At 65.3% G+C, this 16,551-nt stretch carries 18 protein-coding genes and 1 pseudogene; 7 read left to right on the forward strand and 12 right to left on the reverse strand.

Features of this window, described 5'->3' with window-relative positions; translation table 11 throughout:
- Window positions 1-204: 204 nt before the first annotated feature.
- The 3 genes from ACZ1JX_RS15110 to ACZ1JX_RS15120 form a co-directional block, all read right to left on the reverse strand.
- Window positions 205-888, reverse strand: coding sequence for an HAD family hydrolase (locus tag ACZ1JX_RS15110; RefSeq protein WP_465124337.1), 684 nt, complete (start codon window positions 886-888; stop codon window positions 205-207).
- Window positions 885-1,604: a phosphocholine cytidylyltransferase family protein gene (locus ACZ1JX_RS15115; RefSeq protein ID WP_465124338.1), complete on the reverse strand. Its 720-nt coding sequence runs from the start codon at window positions 1,602-1,604 to the stop codon at window positions 885-887. The genes ACZ1JX_RS15110 and ACZ1JX_RS15115 overlap by 4 nt, the downstream gene beginning before the upstream one ends.
- Before the next feature lie 180 nt (window positions 1,605-1,784).
- Entirely contained in the window at window positions 1,785-2,882 is a 1,098-nt protein-coding gene (locus tag ACZ1JX_RS15120; protein ID WP_465124339.1) for a CDP-alcohol phosphatidyltransferase family protein, read from the reverse strand.
- A 141-nt stretch (window positions 2,883-3,023) separates the two neighbouring features.
- Between ACZ1JX_RS15120 and ACZ1JX_RS15125 the strand changes: the two genes are divergently transcribed.
- On the forward strand, window positions 3,024-3,956 hold the full coding sequence (locus tag ACZ1JX_RS15125; RefSeq protein WP_465124340.1) for a CDP-alcohol phosphatidyltransferase family protein: 933 nt from the start codon (window positions 3,024-3,026) through the stop codon (window positions 3,954-3,956).
- On the opposite strand, the gene ACZ1JX_RS15130 is transcribed toward ACZ1JX_RS15125, so the two are convergent.
- Window positions 3,953-5,455, reverse strand: coding sequence for a lipopolysaccharide biosynthesis protein (locus ACZ1JX_RS15130; RefSeq protein ID WP_465124341.1), 1,503 nt, complete (start codon window positions 5,453-5,455; stop codon window positions 3,953-3,955). The genes ACZ1JX_RS15125 and ACZ1JX_RS15130 overlap by 4 nt on opposite strands.
- A 100-nt stretch (window positions 5,456-5,555) precedes the next feature.
- Entirely contained in the window at window positions 5,556-6,878 is a 1,323-nt protein-coding gene (locus ACZ1JX_RS15135; protein ID WP_465124342.1) for an MFS transporter, read from the reverse strand.
- Window positions 6,879-7,022: 144 nt separating this feature from the next.
- On the opposite strand from ACZ1JX_RS15135, the gene ACZ1JX_RS15140 reads away from it, so the two are divergent.
- Window positions 7,023-7,649 carry a class I SAM-dependent methyltransferase gene (locus ACZ1JX_RS15140; protein WP_465124343.1) on the forward strand — a complete coding sequence of 209 codons (627 nt, stop codon included), beginning with the start codon at window positions 7,023-7,025 and terminating at the stop codon, window positions 7,647-7,649.
- 19 nt (window positions 7,650-7,668) lie between these two features.
- Here the strand turns inward: ACZ1JX_RS15140 and ACZ1JX_RS15145 are convergent, their stop codons facing one another.
- A complete protein-coding gene (locus tag ACZ1JX_RS15145) occupies window positions 7,669-8,490 on the reverse strand; it encodes a glycerophosphoryl diester phosphodiesterase membrane domain-containing protein (protein WP_465124344.1) in 822 nt (273 codons plus the stop codon).
- Between the two features lie 98 nt (window positions 8,491-8,588).
- On the opposite strand from ACZ1JX_RS15145, the gene lipB reads away from it, so the two are divergent.
- Window positions 8,589-9,260 carry a lipoyl(octanoyl) transferase LipB gene (lipB, locus tag ACZ1JX_RS15150; RefSeq protein ID WP_465124345.1) on the forward strand — a complete coding sequence of 224 codons (672 nt, stop codon included), beginning with the start codon at window positions 8,589-8,591 and terminating at the stop codon, window positions 9,258-9,260.
- A complete protein-coding gene (locus ACZ1JX_RS15155) occupies window positions 9,257-9,538 on the forward strand; it encodes a hypothetical protein (RefSeq protein WP_465124346.1) in 282 nt (93 codons plus the stop codon). The genes lipB and ACZ1JX_RS15155 overlap by 4 nt, the downstream gene beginning before the upstream one ends.
- Here the strand turns inward: ACZ1JX_RS15155 and ACZ1JX_RS15160 are convergent.
- Window positions 9,521-10,402 (reverse strand): HpcH/HpaI aldolase/citrate lyase family protein, encoded by an 882-nt coding sequence (locus ACZ1JX_RS15160; RefSeq protein ID WP_465124347.1) that lies wholly within the window; start codon window positions 10,400-10,402, stop codon window positions 9,521-9,523. The genes ACZ1JX_RS15155 and ACZ1JX_RS15160 overlap by 18 nt on opposite strands.
- Window positions 10,403-10,427: 25 nt before the next feature.
- Window positions 10,428-11,534 (reverse strand): alkene reductase, encoded by a 1,107-nt coding sequence (locus ACZ1JX_RS15165; RefSeq protein WP_465124348.1) that lies wholly within the window; start codon window positions 11,532-11,534, stop codon window positions 10,428-10,430.
- 136 nt (window positions 11,535-11,670) lie between these two features.
- Between ACZ1JX_RS15165 and ACZ1JX_RS15170 the strand changes: the two genes are divergently transcribed.
- The 3 genes and pseudogenes from ACZ1JX_RS15170 (at window position 11,671) to ACZ1JX_RS15180 (ending at window position 13,088) form a co-directional block, all read left to right on the forward strand.
- The gene (locus ACZ1JX_RS15170) at window positions 11,671-12,504 is read left to right on the forward strand and encodes a DMT family transporter (RefSeq protein WP_465124349.1); all 834 of its coding nucleotides are present in this window, start codon (window positions 11,671-11,673) and stop codon (window positions 12,502-12,504) included.
- A gap of 58 nt (window positions 12,505-12,562) precedes the next feature.
- Window positions 12,563-12,748, forward strand: a pseudogene (locus tag ACZ1JX_RS15175) (BrnT family toxin); the annotation flags it as partial.
- A gap of 55 nt (window positions 12,749-12,803) precedes the next feature.
- Window positions 12,804-13,088: a helix-turn-helix domain-containing protein gene (locus tag ACZ1JX_RS15180; RefSeq protein WP_465124350.1), complete on the forward strand. Its 285-nt coding sequence runs from the start codon at window positions 12,804-12,806 to the stop codon at window positions 13,086-13,088.
- Between the two features lie 4 nt (window positions 13,089-13,092).
- Here the strand turns inward: ACZ1JX_RS15180 and nadA are convergent, their stop codons facing one another.
- From nadA to ACZ1JX_RS15200, 4 genes are all read right to left on the reverse strand, one after another.
- Complete coding sequence (nadA, locus tag ACZ1JX_RS15185; protein ID WP_465124351.1) at window positions 13,093-14,091, reverse strand: quinolinate synthase NadA; 999 nt, start codon at window positions 14,089-14,091, stop codon at window positions 13,093-13,095.
- 56 nt (window positions 14,092-14,147) lie between these two features.
- Window positions 14,148-14,879, reverse strand: a complete 732-nt coding sequence (locus ACZ1JX_RS15190; protein ID WP_465124352.1) for an adenylate cyclase — start codon at window positions 14,877-14,879, stop codon at window positions 14,148-14,150.
- Window positions 14,880-14,973: 94 nt separating this feature from the next.
- Window positions 14,974-15,633 carry a DUF4230 domain-containing protein gene (locus ACZ1JX_RS15195; RefSeq protein ID WP_465124353.1) on the reverse strand — a complete coding sequence of 220 codons (660 nt, stop codon included), beginning with the start codon at window positions 15,631-15,633 and terminating at the stop codon, window positions 14,974-14,976.
- Window positions 15,615-16,532 (reverse strand): MBL fold metallo-hydrolase, encoded by a 918-nt coding sequence (locus tag ACZ1JX_RS15200; RefSeq protein ID WP_465124354.1) that lies wholly within the window; start codon window positions 16,530-16,532, stop codon window positions 15,615-15,617. The genes ACZ1JX_RS15195 and ACZ1JX_RS15200 overlap by 19 nt, the downstream gene beginning before the upstream one ends.
- Window positions 16,533-16,551: the final 19 nt, after the last annotated feature.

Genomic DNA, 16,551 nt, shown 5'->3' on the forward strand with positions numbered 1-16,551 from the left:
CGAATGCAAGCCGATTCCTCAGTCCGTCACGACGAAGCGGGGAAGGGCAGGCCGATAAAACCCACCTTGATCCTCGCTCCCTACTCGCAATCCCGCTACCTGCACTGCACCAAAGTACGGGCGCGCAGGCTACAGCAAGTTCCGATGGGACGCGGCCCTTAACCGAAAAATGCGACCTGCGATAGTGCGTTTCCGCAAGAGGGCTCAGATCACGGCAACCGATGCCCCGACCGTGGCAATATGGTCACCAAGTTCTTCCAGCGAGGCCAAGGTCCGGGTGCCCGGAACCGCCCTCTCGAAATCCTCTTGCGAGAACGCGTCGGTCAGGAGTGCACGAAACCGGACTCCTGCGGCGGCCGCGATGTGGGCGTCGTTCGGTGAATCTCCGGTGAACAGGAATGATGCGCGGGGCAGGCCGAAGCGCTGTTCCAGCGCCTGGAAGTGCGCTTCGCCCTTGGCAAAGCCCGGGTCGCTCGCACTTGCGGCGCGATATCCGAGTGCGCAATCCACCGGCCAGTCACGCGCCAGACGCTCGACATAGCATTCGAGATTGTTGGAAGAGATCGCGACAAGAAAGCCTGCATTGCGCCAGCCTTGCAGCACCGCGGCGGTTTCGGGCGCTATCGCGATCCCGGTCAGGTAGCCGTCCTTCCACTGCTCGAAGCGCTCGGCCACCGGATCGGTATCCTGCCCGGGATAGAGCTGGCGCAACTGCCGCTCGAACGGCAGGCCCGATGTGGCGAAATAGGACCGGCGGGCTTCGTCAAACGGCGTGCCGAACGCCACTTCCATCAGTTGCGCGGCGCGGTCGGCATAGTCGTCCATCGTCGGGACGAGCGTCCCGTCGAGATCGAACACGAGAACGCGGACATCGCTTTCAAGGCTCACGCGGTGAGGCTTTCGCGGGCGACGGCAAGGTCTTCGGGCGTATCGACTTCGAACCACCTGAGCCCAGACAGCCAGCAGACGCGCGGCGCGCTCTGCGGGTCCTGCGCCAGTTCGTGAAGCACCATCTCGACCGAGGCACTGGCAAGGTCGCGGCTGGCGAGCACGTGGTCGAACGCGGCCCAGTAAGTTTTTTGGCTATCCGGCCCGATCCGCGTCGTGCCGATATAGGCACCATCGTATTTCGGCAGCGTTTTCGAGATCGCGACGAGGGCGCCATCCTTCTCGATCACCTTCATCTCGTCGGGCAGAACCGGCCGCTCGCGCTCGCAGGCAATGGCGATGCGGGCATCAGTGCCGGGCGCGAAATGGCGGGTGTACATGTCGGCGGGGAACAGGTGGTCTGCGTTGGTCAGGACGAACGGGGCATCCCCGATCAGCGAACGCGCCGCGCCAAGCGAGGTCAGGTTCCCGGCCTCGAGCATGGTGTTGCGCACCGTGCGCACCGGCGCGGTCGGCCATTCGGCGGCGATATGGTCCTCGATCAGCTGCGCGCGGTATCCGGTGACGACGATAACTTCCTCGACAATGGCGAGGAGCGCTTCAATCGCGAAATCGAGGCAAGTGCGGCCTGCAACGGTCATCAACGGCTTGGGCAAGGTTTCGGTCGCATCGCCGAGCCTGCTTCCGCGGCCCGCAGCCAGGATAACACCCTTCATCGAATCCCTCGGTTCCCTGTTGCGGTCGAATGGGTCCAATTTGGGGGAAGGTAGCGCGTCGCGCAAGGGGTGGAGCCAATTGCCCCCTTCGTGCATGCCCGAAGTTGCCGAGAGTTGCCGCTTTGCCCCCGAGAGTTGCCTGGGAGTCAGGGGAGAGTTGGGGGAGATGGAAACGGCGTCCTACAGCTGTCGCATGTGTGGCGGGAGCAGCACTCCCTCTCTGTCTCGCGCGATCAGGGGCGCGCACCAGGCTACTGCGCCCAGCCAGATGCACAGTCCGCCCAGCAGCATTCCGGGCAGAACCCAGGCGAGGCCCAGCAGGCAGAACACGCAGGCGACCATTACATAGACATCGCGCTTGAACAGCCGCTCGAGCGTGAGCGTGACCGTCTGCAGCACCGGCCGACCCTCAAGCTTGCGCTCGAGCGCTGCGCGCAGCACGTCGAAGCTGCCGCGCTTGGGCCCCATCCGCACGAGGACGCTCATGGCGATTATACCGCTGACCAGCAGGACCACGCAGGCAAGAGCAATCCAGGCATAATCAACACCATACGTGCGGATCACGCCGGTCATCAGCCCGATCACGAAGCCGAGGTTGGCCACCATGTCGCATGCCGTATCCAACAGCGCGCCGCGCCGGCTCATCGCCCAGGAAACCCGCGCAATATCGCCATCGACGCAATCAGTGACCGATACGGCCTGAAACAGGAAGCCGCCAAGCGCCAGCCATTCGGCACCGCCCTGGCCGAGGATCACCGCCATGACCATGGCCAGCGCCAAGGTGAACCAGGTGATCGGATCGGGCCCGAGACCAAGCTTCATCGCCACGGCCGACATGCGGAACGATATCGGCCGGTTGATCCAGCGCCCGACCGGACCTTCGGTGGGCTTAAGCGTGGCACGCAGCAGGGCCATGACCGTGGCGTGATCGCTCGGCTCCCGGATCAGGCGCGGGTCGCCCGGGGCGAGAATCAGCGTGGGATCGTCGCGCAATGCTTCTAGCGCGGCCTTGGTCGGCTGAGCTTCGGCTGGAAGATGCGCCGTTCCGGCCGGAACGGGCGTGCCGGGTGCAACCACGGAGACGTCCGGCAAAGGTCGCGCGCGCATCGAAAAGCTGCGGCGCCAGTCCTCATCGACCGGCGCATCGGCGAAGATCGTGATCGTCTGTGCACCGACAAGATCTGCCAGAATCACCCCGCGTGCGATTCCGCTGATCCCGCCGATGCGTCGGCGCAGATAGGAACTCGCTGGAATTGCGACAGAAAACGAGGTATTCAAGCGCGTCTGCCTTACCGAGAGCACTTCAGGCCCTTTCCTCGGCCTATAGACACGGCTACCTGTTGCGCCAAGACGGCATCGGCGGGGCTGCACCACTGTTCGCAGCGGTGTCCCGGGACACGGGATCAAGGGGTCGCATTGGTGAACGCGGGAAATCGGACCGGGGCAATCGAGCGGCCCAAGCGTCCGCGTGAATTGCAGGACGGGCTGAACTATCATCTCTATCATCCGCTGGCATGGCGGCTGGCGAGGCTGCTGGCGCACACGCCGCTGACCCCGAACATGGTCTCGGTCTTCGGTGGGCTGCTCGTGGTTGCGGCGGGCGTGGTCTATTACAACATGGATTCGACTGGCGGCACATGGGCGCTGGGCTGGCCGATGGGCGCGATGCTGGGCATGGCGCTGCACATGAGCTGGCACGTGGTCGATGGCGCAGACGGCGATCTGGCGCGCATCACCGGAAAGTCCAGCCCGATCGGCGAGATGGTCGACGGGGTGTGCGACTATGTCAGCCACATCGTGCTCTACGTCCTGCTCGCCTTCGTGCTGACCCGGCAGGTCGGGTCGGGCGAGGCCTGGGCGTGGACGCTGGGTGCGGGTGCGAGCCACATCGTCCAGTCCAACCACGTCGAAGTGCAGCGGCGCTTCTACCAGTACTGGACTTATGCCGTGCCCTGGCTGAACAACGCGAAGGACAACAGCGACGGCGTGTTCGGCACGCGCGGGCCGATTGCCCGGCTGTTCGAGGTGATCACCAAGGGCTACCTGTTCCTCGCCGCCGGGATGACGCCGCATGCCCATCAGGTTGATGGTGCGGTGCGCACGGCGCTGGCGAGCGGAGACAAGGCGCGGCTCGAAGCGATCCGTGCCGAAGTGGCGCGCGAGCAGAAGCCGCTGCTGAACTTCCTCAAGCTGCTCGGCCCAAATCCGCGCGCGATCGTGCTGGGTCTTGCGATGATCGCGGGTAGCCCGGTCTATTACTTCTTCTATCAGGTGGTGGTGCTGAACCTGCTGCTGCTGATCTCAGTCCAGCTGCACAATCGCGCGGCGCGAGCGACAGCTTCGAGAATCTAGCTGACGCGGTAGCGGTTGAGCGAGAGCACGCCGGGCTGCGCCTTGCGCCAGAGCGCAACGAAGGCGCCATAGAAGGCAAGAGCGATCAGCGGCGCGAGTGCCTTGATCACCATCGGATGCGCGCCTGCCAGCGCCGTGCCTTCGACAAGTCCGCCAAGCCAGATGCCGAGCAGGACGGAGACGCCTGCCGCCAGCATCGGGATGCCGGCGTGGAACGGGTGCGGGCGCACGCCAAGCCCCGACAGCCAATGCCTGCGCATGAACGAGGCGACGAGCGCGGCCAGCAGCATCGCCAGCCCTGCACCGAAGATGCCGTATTCCGGGGTGAGCAACGGGATGGCGACGCCGGCGATAACGATCAGGATCAGGTTGACCTGGAGGGCCAGTGCAGGGCGGCGGTAATAGAGGATCAGTTCGGACACGCCGAACGCGCCGTTGACCGTCTCGGCCAGCACCATCGCCAGTAGCGCGGCGTAGCTCCCGGCATAGTGCGCGCCGAACAGGTCGAGCAGCGCCTCGCCGGTTGCCGCCATAAGCAGGACGACGGCGAGCTGGAACGTGAGGATCACGCGGGTTGCCGCCGCCGTCGCCTTGCCGGTGGCGACATCGCCGTCCGCCATCATCGTGCGCGCGGTGAGCGGGGTGAGGATGCCGTCGAAAGCCTGCCGCACCTGCAGGATCGGCGTGCGCAACTGCCGCAGCACGCCATAGACGCCGACCGCCGCATCGCCGAGCAGGAAGCCGACGAGATAGAGATCGATGCGCTGGGCGAGCGTGGTCAGGAAATCACTGCCGCTGGCGGGCAGGAGGGCGCGAGCACGACGCAGCAGCGCTGGAGGGTCGGGCCTCCAGCGGCGCAGTTGCAGCGAGTCGAGGCAATGGCGCGCGCTCCACACCGAGAACAGCGCGAGCGCTATCGAGCCTGCCCAGTAGCCCAGCACCATGCCGGTCTGTTCAAGGCCGAGATACCATGCGCCCAGCGCCACCGCGGTCAGCACGTATGGTTCGACCAGACCGCGCGCGATCACCTCATAGCGCATCTTGTGGGTCCAGCGCGTGGCGGCGAGCGCGATATCGCCGAAGATCTGGCCGAGCACGGCAGGCGCGATCAAGGCGAGGGCAAGGCGCAGGTCACTGGAGACCAGCCCATCGGGCAGGGCCTCCGCACCGAGCACGAGAATCGCCGAGACGAGCACGCCCGCGACCAGTGCCAACAGCAGGGCATCGAGCAGGACATGGGTGGCGAGGCGCGGGTTTTCACCCGTCGTCGCGTCTTCCAGCCAGGGGAAGATCATGCGCTTGAGGCCGAGGCTGGCAACCGGCACGGCCAGTTCGACCATGGCGCTGGCCATGGTGAACACGCCATAGCTGGCCGCGCCATAGAGCCTTGCACCGACATAGAGGAACGAGGCGCGCGCGGCGAAACGGATGACGAAGCTCAACGCATTGGAGCCTGCGCCGCGCGCAATTACCGTCTGGGAGCCTCGGGACGCGGTCATTTCGCTGCGGCGCTTGGGCGTAAATGCCCGGATTGGCAAGAGCGCGCAGGTGGTGGCGAAACGGGCAGCGTCAGACCTAGGATCAGATTCAGGCCGGGGATCAGATCTTGTCCTTCTCCACGGTGAAGATGCACAGCACGACGACCGTCAGCGCCAGCGCTTCCATCACGCCCCATGCCAGCCATTGCGAGTGGTTGTAGAGCCAGACGCCGATGGCAGGCGCGGCGATATAAGCCGCGCCATTGGCCGAGGCGACGATGCCGGCGGACTGGCCCTGCTCGGCAGGCGAGACGGCAAGGCTCGCGCCCGAAGTGAAACCGGGGCGGAACAAGCCGAAGCCTATCGAGGCAATGGCAAAGCCGACCGCGATGGTATGGAGATCGCTGCCCGTGGCGACCGGGATGATGCCGACGGTTGCAAGGCCCATGCCCCAGAGCGTGGAGGTTCGAGGGCCGAGGCCGAGCATCGGAATGAGCCCCCATTGCGCGAGCAAGGTGGCTACCGCGCCCGACATCAGTACGAGACCGATGGGTCCGGCACCTGCATCGGGATTGCCGCGCAGCCCAAGCCGGTCAAGCAGCAGGAACCCGATCACGCCGAGCAGCATGGCCTGGGCATGGCCACCGACGACACCGGCTGCCAGCCACGGACGCAAGCGGCGGTCGGTCCAGCGCAGACGGTCGGCACCGGCGTGCTGTGGTTCGGCTTCGGGCAGTTCGTCGGGCGAACCGTCGGGTTGCGCTTCGACCATGCGCGGATTGGACGAGGCACTGAAGGGGGCTGCCATGACCTCTCCCCGTCCGGCAAAGCGCGGATCGTCATCGGGCAGGCGCGTGCGCAGCAGGACCAGCACGACCAGGCCGAACACCGCGAACATGGCAAAGGGGCCGACAAGGCCAAGGCCGGGGAGAATCAGCAGCGGGGCGAGCGCCGGGCCGAGCACGGTGCCCAAGCCGAAGCTCGAGGCGACCAGCGACAGCGCCTTGGTGCGGTCAGCCCGGCCGGTGCGGCTGGCGACATAGGCCTGCACGGCTGGCGGTGCCGCCGATCCGAACCCGCCATAGAGCGAGCGGGCAATGGCGAAGAGCCCCATCGTCATGCCCGCGCTCAACCAGCCATCGAGCCCGAAGTGCAGGACCGCGCCGCACAGCGCGAACGAGGAAATGAACCCCAGCACGCCCAGCGCCATCATCGCCTTGCGCCCTCGCCGGTCCGAACGGCGCGCCCAGAACGGCGCCATCATCACCCACAGCAGCGCCGACCATGAATAGGCAAGGCTCACCCAGACGTCAGCAATGCCGAGCCGCGTGCCGATCGACGGCATGACCGACTGCATTGCGGTATTGCCCGCAGCCGTTACCAGCATGACCGCAAAGAGCAGTGCCATGCGCTCTTTCGGCAGGCGAATCGGCCCTTCGGTCATGCCGGGTTGCTTTCGCGGCGGTTCGCCATTGTCCACGACTGGTTCATCCAATCCTGACTAGTGTCGGCTAACGGTGCTTGCAATGGCAGGCCAAATTTGCGACCCGCTTGGGCCAGCTTGACCGGCAGAGGACCATTTCCTGCAATGACTTCGACCCAGGTGGCGCGTGAGCCTCTTCTTCAGCGGGCAAAACGCAAGGTAGCGCGCTTGGCTGGCCCGGCCGGTATCTTTTTCAAGGGCTTCCTCAAGCACCCGGCCATGGTCGGGGCAATCGTGCCCTCGTCGAACCGCACGATTGAGCGCGTGCTCTCGGTGGTGGACTGGGAAGAATGCCGCCTCTTCGTCGAATATGGTCCCGGCGTGGGCACTTTCTGCCGCCCGGTGCTGGAAAAGCTGCGCCGCGATGGCCGGTTGATCGTGATCGACACCAACCCCGATTTCATCGCCTACCTGCAGAAGACCATCGGCGACAGCCGCTTCATCGCGGTCCACGGTTCGGCCAGCGACGTGGAAGAGATCGTCAAGGCACATGGCTTCGACCATGCCGACTACGTGCTGTCGGGCCTGCCGTTCTCGAACCTGCCCGAAGGCGTCGGCCCCGCGATCATGGGCGCGACGCATCGCGTGCTGCGCCCCGGCGGTGCGTTCCTCGTCTATCAGTACACCGCCCGCGCGCGAGATCTGATGGGCCAGTTCTTCCGCCGCATCGACAAGGGCTTCGAGCCGGTCAACGTGCCCCCTTGCGTGATCAGCTGGGGCTGGAAGGAGTAGGTCTCCAGTCGAAGACCGCTCAATCGAAAACTGACGTGATTTCCGCGGTCGGCTCTCCGGCCATCTGGCGATAGACCGCCGCCAGCATCGCAATGAAATAGACCAGCGCCGCAGCGGTGATCGCGCTCGAGACAGCGGCGGTCAGCACGCGCTGCAATTCGCCGCCTGTGGTCAGCACCAGCACGACGCCGACCAGCATCATGGCGAGGCCATAGACCACCACGAAGACCAGTCCTGCAAGGATGAAGAAGGCAAGCAGGCGGCCGGAATTGCCCCGGGTCAGCTCCCATGAGCGGCGCAGGGCGGCAATGGGATTGCGCTCGGCCTCGATTGCCAGCACCGGGGCGACCAGCGCCATGCGCAGGCTGCACCACAGCATCGCGACGAACACGGCGAGAATCACGATGGCGGCAATCGCCTGCACTCCGGTCAGCGCAGCGGCGCTCACCAGCACAAGGAATGCCATGCCGAGCGCCCCGCCGACGATGATCTGGGCGAGGACGTAGGGCCCGAGCGCCTTGAAGCCGCGCGCGATCGCCTGGGCCACGGTGGGGCGGGCAGGGTCCGTCATCACGATCAGCATGGTCACCGTGCCTGCCATCTGCAGCAGGGTGACGATGATCAGCAGCGGCAGCGACGAAGTCCACGCCTCGGCCATGATTTCCATCATCTCGCCCGGAGGCGTGCCCGGGGCCATCTGCGGCTCGGGCACGAAGATCGAGAAGGCGAGGGCGGGGAGCAGGAAGAACACCCCGGCAATGGCCATGAGCACGTCGCGGTTGGTGGCGACGAGGCGGGTGGCGGTCTTCCAGGCAAGGCTGCTGTCGAGGCGGGGGGTCATGAGCGGGTCAATAGCAGCGTCGTGGCTTGGCGTCGAACGTCAGTTTTTGCCGGTTGCGCCTCTTGCCAGTGGCAAAGCGCTGCGCCATCTCGCAGGCCATGGCCTCACGCGATATGATCGAAATCCGCCGCGAAAGCGCGCAAGTGCCTTATCGCGAGGCGCTTGACGCCATGGCCGCGCGCAATGCCGCGATTGCCGTGGGCAACGCGCAGGAGCTGATCTGGCTGCTCGAGCATCCGCCGGTCTATACCGCCGGCACCAGCGCTTCGCCCGACGAACTGCTCGACCCGCGTTTCGAGGTGGTCGAGGCCGGGCGCGGGGGGCGCTATACCTATCACGGGCCGGGGCAGCGCATCGGTTACGTCCTGCTGGACTTGCGCACGCGCGCTCGGGACGTGCGCGGTTTCGTCCACGCGCTGGAGGGCTGGGTGATCGACACGCTGGCAGACTTCGGCGTCGAATCGTGGCGCGCGGAAGGCCGCGTGGGCATCTGGACAAAGGGTGCGGACGGGCGCGAGGCCAAGATCGGCGCGATCGGCGTGCGCATCCGTCGCTGGGTGACGATGCATGGTTTCTCAGTCAATCTCTCGCCCGATCTCGCGCACTTCGGCGGCATCGTGCCCTGCGGGATCGAGGAGTTCGGCGTGACGAGCCTTGCCGCGCTCGGCCGCGATGTTACACCCGCGCAGTGGGACGAGGCGCTGCTGGCGCACTTCGACCGCTTTCTCGAACGCCTGGACACCGCCTGTCCGCCTCCGGAGGCCGCATGATCATTCGCTCCCTCGCGCTCGGCCTGTGCCTCATGACCTGCGCCTGCGGCAAGAAGGCCGATGAGGTCACCACGAGTGCCGCGGGGGGCGAAGTCCTGCCCGGCTCGATCTCGGACGCGATGATCGATCTCGACACGTCCACGGCCTCGCCGCCGATGGCCTCCGTTCATGCAGACAAGAAGAAGGCCGCGCCCGATGCGAGCGAGGCGGCACCCGACGAAGCTGCCGCAGAACCCGCAGCCGAGGCCGCGCCTGCTGATTCAGCCGATACCCAGTAGCTGCTTTGCCATTCTGAGGTGCGGCTGGTCGACCATGCGGCCGTTGTACTGCAGCGTCCCGGCATAGGGATTGGCGGCAAAGAGCGCGACGATGGCCTGCGCTTCGGCCAGCTCTTCCTCGGTCGGCGCAAAGGCGGCATTGATCACCGGCACTTGTGAGGGGTGGATCGCAAGCATGCCGGTGAAGCCATCAGCCTTGGCGGCTTCGGCAGCGCGGCGCGTGCCCTCCTCATCGCGGAAATCATCATGCAGGGTATCGATAGCCCAGACGCTCTTGGCGTGGGCGGTCAGCAGGCACTGTGCGCGGATGAAACGGAAGGCATCGGTCCATGCGCCGCCCGCATCGCGCTTGCGGCTGGCGCCGAGTACGGCGGACAGGTCTTCTGCACCCCAGGTCAGCCCTGCAAGGCGAGGCATCGGTGCATCGACGTATAAGGGGATGGTGAGGGCCGATTTGGCCGTCTCGCTTACCAGCGGGAGGATTTTCGTCGCACCATTGGGCACTCGGTTGCGCTGTTCGAGCTCGTAGATCTCGGCGGCGAGCATGCGGACCTGTTCGGGCCCCTCGCACTTGGGCAGCATGACGCCATCGGGCGCGCCTGCCATGACCACAGCCAGATCGTCGCGCCACATGCCGGTGTCGATCGCGTTGATCCTGACCCAGCGCGCGACGGGGCGGTTCTCGGTCACGTGCTGACGGTGGATCGCGAGCCAGTCGCGGGCGAGGACGCGGGCTTGCGGCTTGGCCGCAGGAGCCACCGCGTCCTCGAGATCGACGATCACCGCATGCGCACCCGTCGTCATGGCCTTGCCCAGCTTCTTCTCGCTGTCACCGGGAACGAAGAGCCATGATCTTGGCGGCATGCGGCATTACTCCATAAGAGCGCTTCTAGCCGGCCAGAGCGGTCTCCTCCGCCAGCGTCGGATAGTCGGTATAGCCGACCTCGCCCGGGAAATACCATGTCTGAGGCACCCCCTTGTTCGGATTGAGGTGGGCACCGGTGCGGATGCGCTCGACGAGATCGGGGTTGGAGATGAACGGGCGGCCGAAGCTTATCGCGTCAGCACGGCCAGAGGCGATGTCCGCAGCCGCCTTCTCCGGAGTGTAATCGCTGTTGAGCACCAGCGGGCCGGTATAGATCGAGCGGATAAGTGCGTCCTGCTGGGGAACCTCGGTCGCACCGTAGGTACCATCAGGACCCGGCTGGCGCAGTTCGAGGAAGCCGATGCCCAGAGCCTGCAGGGCGCGCGCGGCTTCGCCAAAGGTGGCCTCGGGATTGCTGTCGTCCGTTCCTTGCGAATCGCCGTTTGGCGACAGCCGGACACCGACCCGCTCCTTGCCCCACACATCGATCAGGCGCGCGGTCACTTCGCGCAGGAGGCGCACGCGGTTGGCCGGGCTGCCGCCATAGTCATCATCGCGCAGGTTGGTACCATCGCGCAGAAACTGGTCGATCAGGTAGCCATTAGCGGCGTGGAGCTGCACGCCGTCGAACCCGGCCTTCTTCGCATTCTGCGCAGCACGGGTGTAATCATCGAGCAGGCGCGGGATTTCGTCGAGCCGCAGGGGGCGCGCGGTTTCATAGTCCTTGCGCCCTTCAGGGGTGTGGGCATGGCCCGGTGCACGCGTAGCCGAAGCGGAAACCGGCGGTTCGCCATTGTTGAAGACGGAGTGGACGACGCGCCCCATGTGCCAGAGTTGCAGCACGATGCGGCCACCCGCATCGTGAACCGCTTCGGTCACCGGCTTCCACGCTTCGGTCTGTTCGTCGCTCCAGATGCCCGGCGCGCTCGGCCAGCCAAGGCCTTCGCGGCTTATGCCGGTGGCTTCGGAAATGATCAGCCCTGCGCTGGCCCGCTGGCGATAGTATTCGACCATGATCGGCGTAGGCACGCTGTCACCGCTGGCGCGGCCGCGGGTGAGCGGAGCCATGATGATTCGGTTGGGCGCTTCGATCGCGCCAAGGTTCAGGGGCTGAAACAGGGGCTCGTGCATGCTAGGGGCCTCTTTCGTGAAAAGGTCGGCGAACGTTCTAGGTTTCGCTTTGCAACTGGATTAAGCAGCGCCGATGACGAATTCAAGTGACGCAACCTTGTCATTTCGCCCCAGTCCCAAGCATTTCCTTGCCCTGTTGACAGGAAACGTTGCGCTGGCATTGGGACCCTGGTTCGTGCGCATTGCCGACAGCGGACCGGTCTCGGCCGGATTCTGGCGACTGGCGTTGGCGCTTCCGCTGCTGGGCCTGTTTGCGGTGCGTAGCCGCGAAACCTTGTGGGGATACCGCGCGAAGGACTGGTGGTTCATCGCAGGCGCGGGCGTTGTCTTTGCGCTCGACCTTGCCAGCTGGCATGTCGGGATCGAGCGGACCAAGCTCGGCAACGCGACCCTGTTTGGCAATTCGGGCAGCGTGATCCTGATGGTCCTGGGCCTTTTCACCATGCACCGCCGCCCGCATTTGCGTGAATTTGCAGCGGTGGCGATGGCACTGGGCGGAGCGGGGCTGCTGCTTGGCCGCTCGATGGAGATCGACGCGCGCACGCTTGCCGGGGACCTGTTCTGCATCCTCGCCGGGCTGTTCTACGTCGTTTACATCCTGCTGGTGCAGAACGTGCGCGAGCGGTTGAAGCCGTGGAGCCTGTTGTTCTGGTCGAGCCTTGCTGGGTGCCCGGTCATGCTCGGCACGGCGCTGGCGATGGGCGAGCCGGTGCTGGCGCACAACTGGTTGCCGCTGATCGGACTGATGCTGGCAAGCCAGATCGTCGGGCAGGGGCTGCTGGTCTATTCGCTTGGCCACTTTCCCCCGCTGGTGATCGGACTCGTGCTGCTGACCCAGCCTGCAGTCTCGGTGATCGTCGGCTGGATTTCGTTCGGCGAGGTTCTGGCCCTTCCCGATGCCATCGGCATGGCGCTCGTCGGCGCGGCGCTGGTGCTGGCGCGGCTGGGTGAGGGGAAACCCGCAGGATAGTGCCAATATCGACTCGTCTCCGCTCGTCTGCTATGTGTGAATCACATAGTCAGAGGCAATGGAGTTCGAGTTCGATCCGACCAAGGACGAAGCCAACCGTTTCAAGCACGGGCTGAAGCTGGCGTTCGGGGTGCGCGTGTTTCTGAGCGACGACCATGTGGTCGTGGCCTCGCACCGCGCGATCGATGGTGAGGACCGGTTCAAGGCCATCGGGCTTGTTGACGGAAAGCTTTATACCGTCGTCCACGTTTGGCGGGGCGACAAGGTGCGGCTGATTTCGACCAGACGGAGCAACGCGAGTGAACAAAGAGACTACGATCGCTATTCCGGCCGATCCGAACGATCCGGAGGATTTCGATGTTACCGTCGCCGCGCTGGAACGCGGGCTGATGGGCCGTCGCGTGCGCAAGCTGCGGAACCGCCTTGGGATGACGCAGAAGGAATTCGCCGCCGTTTTCGGCATCCCCGCCAACAGCATCCGCCAATACGAGATCGGGCGCTACATGCCCCCGCCCGCCGTGCGCGCTTACCTCAAGGTGATCGAGGCAGAGCCGGAAATGGTGCGGCGAGTGATGGCTGGTTGATCGGTCAGCTACCGAACGGCTTCGCCCCGAGATCGCCCATGCCTACCGTGCCGCTGGCCATGTCGAGCATGCGGTCGAGGCTCTTCTTGGCGGCGAGGCGAAGGTCTTCGTCCATCTCGATGCGGGGCTGCAGGTCGCGCAGGGCGAGGTAGAGCTTTTCCATGGTGTTGAGTGCCATGTAGGGGCAGATGTTGCAGTTGCAGTTGCCGTCCGCGCCGGGGGCGCCGATGAAGGTCTTTTCCGGGATCGCCAGCTGCATCTGGTGGATGATGTGCGGCTCGGTCGCCACGATCAGGGTGTCGCCGGTGAAGGTCTTGGCGAACTGCAGGATGCCGCTGGTCGAGCCCACATAGTCGCAATGGTCGATGATGTGCGGCGGGCATTCGGGGTGGCCTGCCACCGGCGCGCCGGGGTGCTGCGCCATGAGCTTGAGCAGCTCGGTTTCCGAAAACGCCTCGTGCACGATGCAGACGCCCGGCCAGAGCAGCATGTCGCGGCCGAACTTGCGGTTGAGATAGCCGCCGAGGTGACGGTCGGGCCCGAAGATGATCTTCTGTTCGGGCGGGATCTGCGCGAGGATCGTCTCGGCGCTCGATGACGTCACGATGACGTCGGACAGCGCCTTCACCTCGGTCGAGCAGTTGATGTAGGTCAGCGCGATGTGATCGGGGTGGGCTTCGCGGAACGCCTTGAACTTGTCGGGCGGGCACGAGTCCTCGAGGCTGCAGCCTGCGTCCATGTCGGGGAGGACCACGATCTTCTCAGGGCTGAGGATCTTGGCGGTATCGGCCATGAACTTGACGCCGCAGAAGGCGATGACGTCAGCATCGGTAGCGGCTGCCTTGCGCGAGAGTTCGAGGCTGTCGCCCACGAAATCGGCGAGGTCCTGAATTTCCGGGCGCTGGTAATAGTGCGCAAGGATCACCGCATTGCGCTCCTTGCGCAAACGGTCGATCTCGGCGCGCAGGTCAAGGCCGGAAAGGTTCAGGGGCTGGGCAGTCATCGCGTCACGTCCTCCCGCCCGCTTGGGTTCGCGGGCGAGAGGGGGACTTAGGGTCCTCAGCCCGCTGCCGCAATACCTTCAGCGAGCGAAACGAACGGGGGGAAGACCGACAGGCCCATCACAACGCCGAACAGGACGATCACGGCAAGTGCGCTGATGCGGGTGGCAGTATGCACCGAGCCGGTTTCGCTCCGGTCGTGCAGGGCGATGATGCCGACCGCGCAAAGCTGGAAGAACGCTTCGGTGACCGGCGTCCATACCGGCCCGAGGATGGGTGCTGGCACAAGGCGGCCGATGGCAGGTTCGAGAACGAGGATCATCGCGCCCATCATCAGGCGGCGGTGCCATTGCGTTTCCTTGCGCATGGCGATGGCAGAGATGACCATGGCTGCAAACAAGGTCGTGCCAATGTGCGTCAGCGCCAGAAAGTAGGCGTTGCTGAAGAAGGGCGGCACGCGGTGCAGTTCGATCGCCATGCGGCCGGTGAACATGCCGAGCCCGGCAATGAACAGGACGAGGGCCAGTGAAACCCAGCCGAGCTTGCGGTGCAGGGCGATGTTGCCAGTCAGTGCCAGCTGGTTCTGAAGCACGAACATGCCGAGCCACGAGAGCATCGCCACGCCGTGGAGATGCACCCAGATCGGCGCGGTGCTGGGCGAAACGAAGCCGCGCAGGGCCCACTGGCCGAACGCGAAGACGACAAACACAGCCATGCCGATGGCCATGCGGGTAAAGAAGCGCTGGTCGCGCGAGTAAGGATAAGCGTAAGTGATTGCGGCGGTAGCCATTTCGAGTCTCCACCAGTCCCGGTGCGCCCGCTAGGAGATTCGCACAGGATCGGCGGTGACGCCAGTCACACTTGCAACTAAATCAGGCTGACAACTATTTGCCGTCGAAAGTGACTTCGACCTTGGCCTTGCCATAGCCAGCGACCTGCAAGGGGATCGACAGGTTCTGCGCGATGGCTTCCTTCGCGGCTTGGCGAGCAAGGTTCATCAGCACGGGATTCGCCGCCTGCTGCACCGCCTGTGCTTCGGCAAGACGAGTGTTGTCGCGGGTCAGCTTGTCCTGCGCGTCGCGGCTGATCCAGATGCCGTCGCGCAAGTATTGCGCGCGCGCTTCATCGAGGTTGGGGCGGCTGACGCTAAGCGGGGGCAAGCGGACGGCAAGGGTCTGCGCTTCCGGGTTCCACGACAGGCGGTCCCGGCCCACGGCGGCAAGGTTGACTGTGTAATCGACGCGCGCGGGGATGACCGCGACCTGCTTGGCGTTGACGAGGCCGAAGAGGCGGGAATCGTTGCTTGAGACCACGGGTGCGAGTTCCGCGCTGAACACGGTCAGCTTGTCCTGCTTTTCGAATGCGACGAGGCTGGTGGCGAGGGGATCGCCCAGATCATCGGGCTGCCACCACTTCCACGCAAAGAACGCAGCGGCGGCAAGCGTGATCAGAAACAGGCCCCATGGCAGCAGCGAGACGCGTGCCAGCGAAGGCGAGGGGCGGGAGGCAGCGGGGGGCTGGCCGGTCAGGCGGTGATCATCCATGTCTCGTCCTCAACCCGCACCCGGCCCTGCTGTTCCAGATCGATGAGGTGGGCAAGGACTGAACGGCCTGCGGCACCGTGAAGGCGCGGGTCTAAGCCTTTGTACATTGCGGCGACGAATTCGGGGATGGCGTGCGGACCGCCATCATCGAGCAGGCGCAGGATCTGGCGTTCGCGCTGGCGGCGGTGGCCGAGCATGCCGCGCACCAGCTGGCGCGGATTGTCGATCTGCGGGCCGTGCGCGGGGTAGAGCACACGGTCGTCGCGGTCATGGAGCTTCTGCAGACTGGCCATGTAGGCGGCCATGTCGCCATCGGGCGGGGAGACGACCGAGGTCGACCAGCCCATGACGTGATCGCCGGTAAACAGCGCGCCGCTTTCGACCACGCTGTAGCACAGATGGTTGGAGGTGTGGCCGGGCGTGGCAACGGCTTCGAGCGTCCAGCCATCGCCCGAGATGCGCTCGCCATCGGTGAGCACGCGGTCGGGGCTGTAGTCGGCATCGAAGGCAGCGTCGGCACGCGGGCCGTCATCGTCGAGCGTGAGCGGGGCGCAGCCGATGATGGGGGCGCCGGTGGCTGCCTTGAGCGGACGCGTGGCCGGACTGTGGTCGCGATGGGTGTGAGTGCAGACGATGGCCGCGATCCGGGCATCGCCCACCGCGCGCAGGATCGCATCGACATGCCCCTCGCTTTCCATGCCGATCCGGTCGTCCATGCCGAACGGTCCGGGATCGATCACCGCAACGTCAGAGCCTGCGCCGACGATGTAGGTCTGCGTGCCGGTGAAGGTATAGGGCGACGGGTTGGGAGCAAGCACGCGGCGGACCAGCGGTTCGAGCTGCTCGGCAAGGCCGACAGGCCATTCGCTGCGGTCGGGTATGGGGGGCATCTGCGCCATGCCGAGTGCTATGGGGATT

The organism is Novosphingobium sp. BL-A-41-Hi4A-0G, assembly GCF_055521735.1.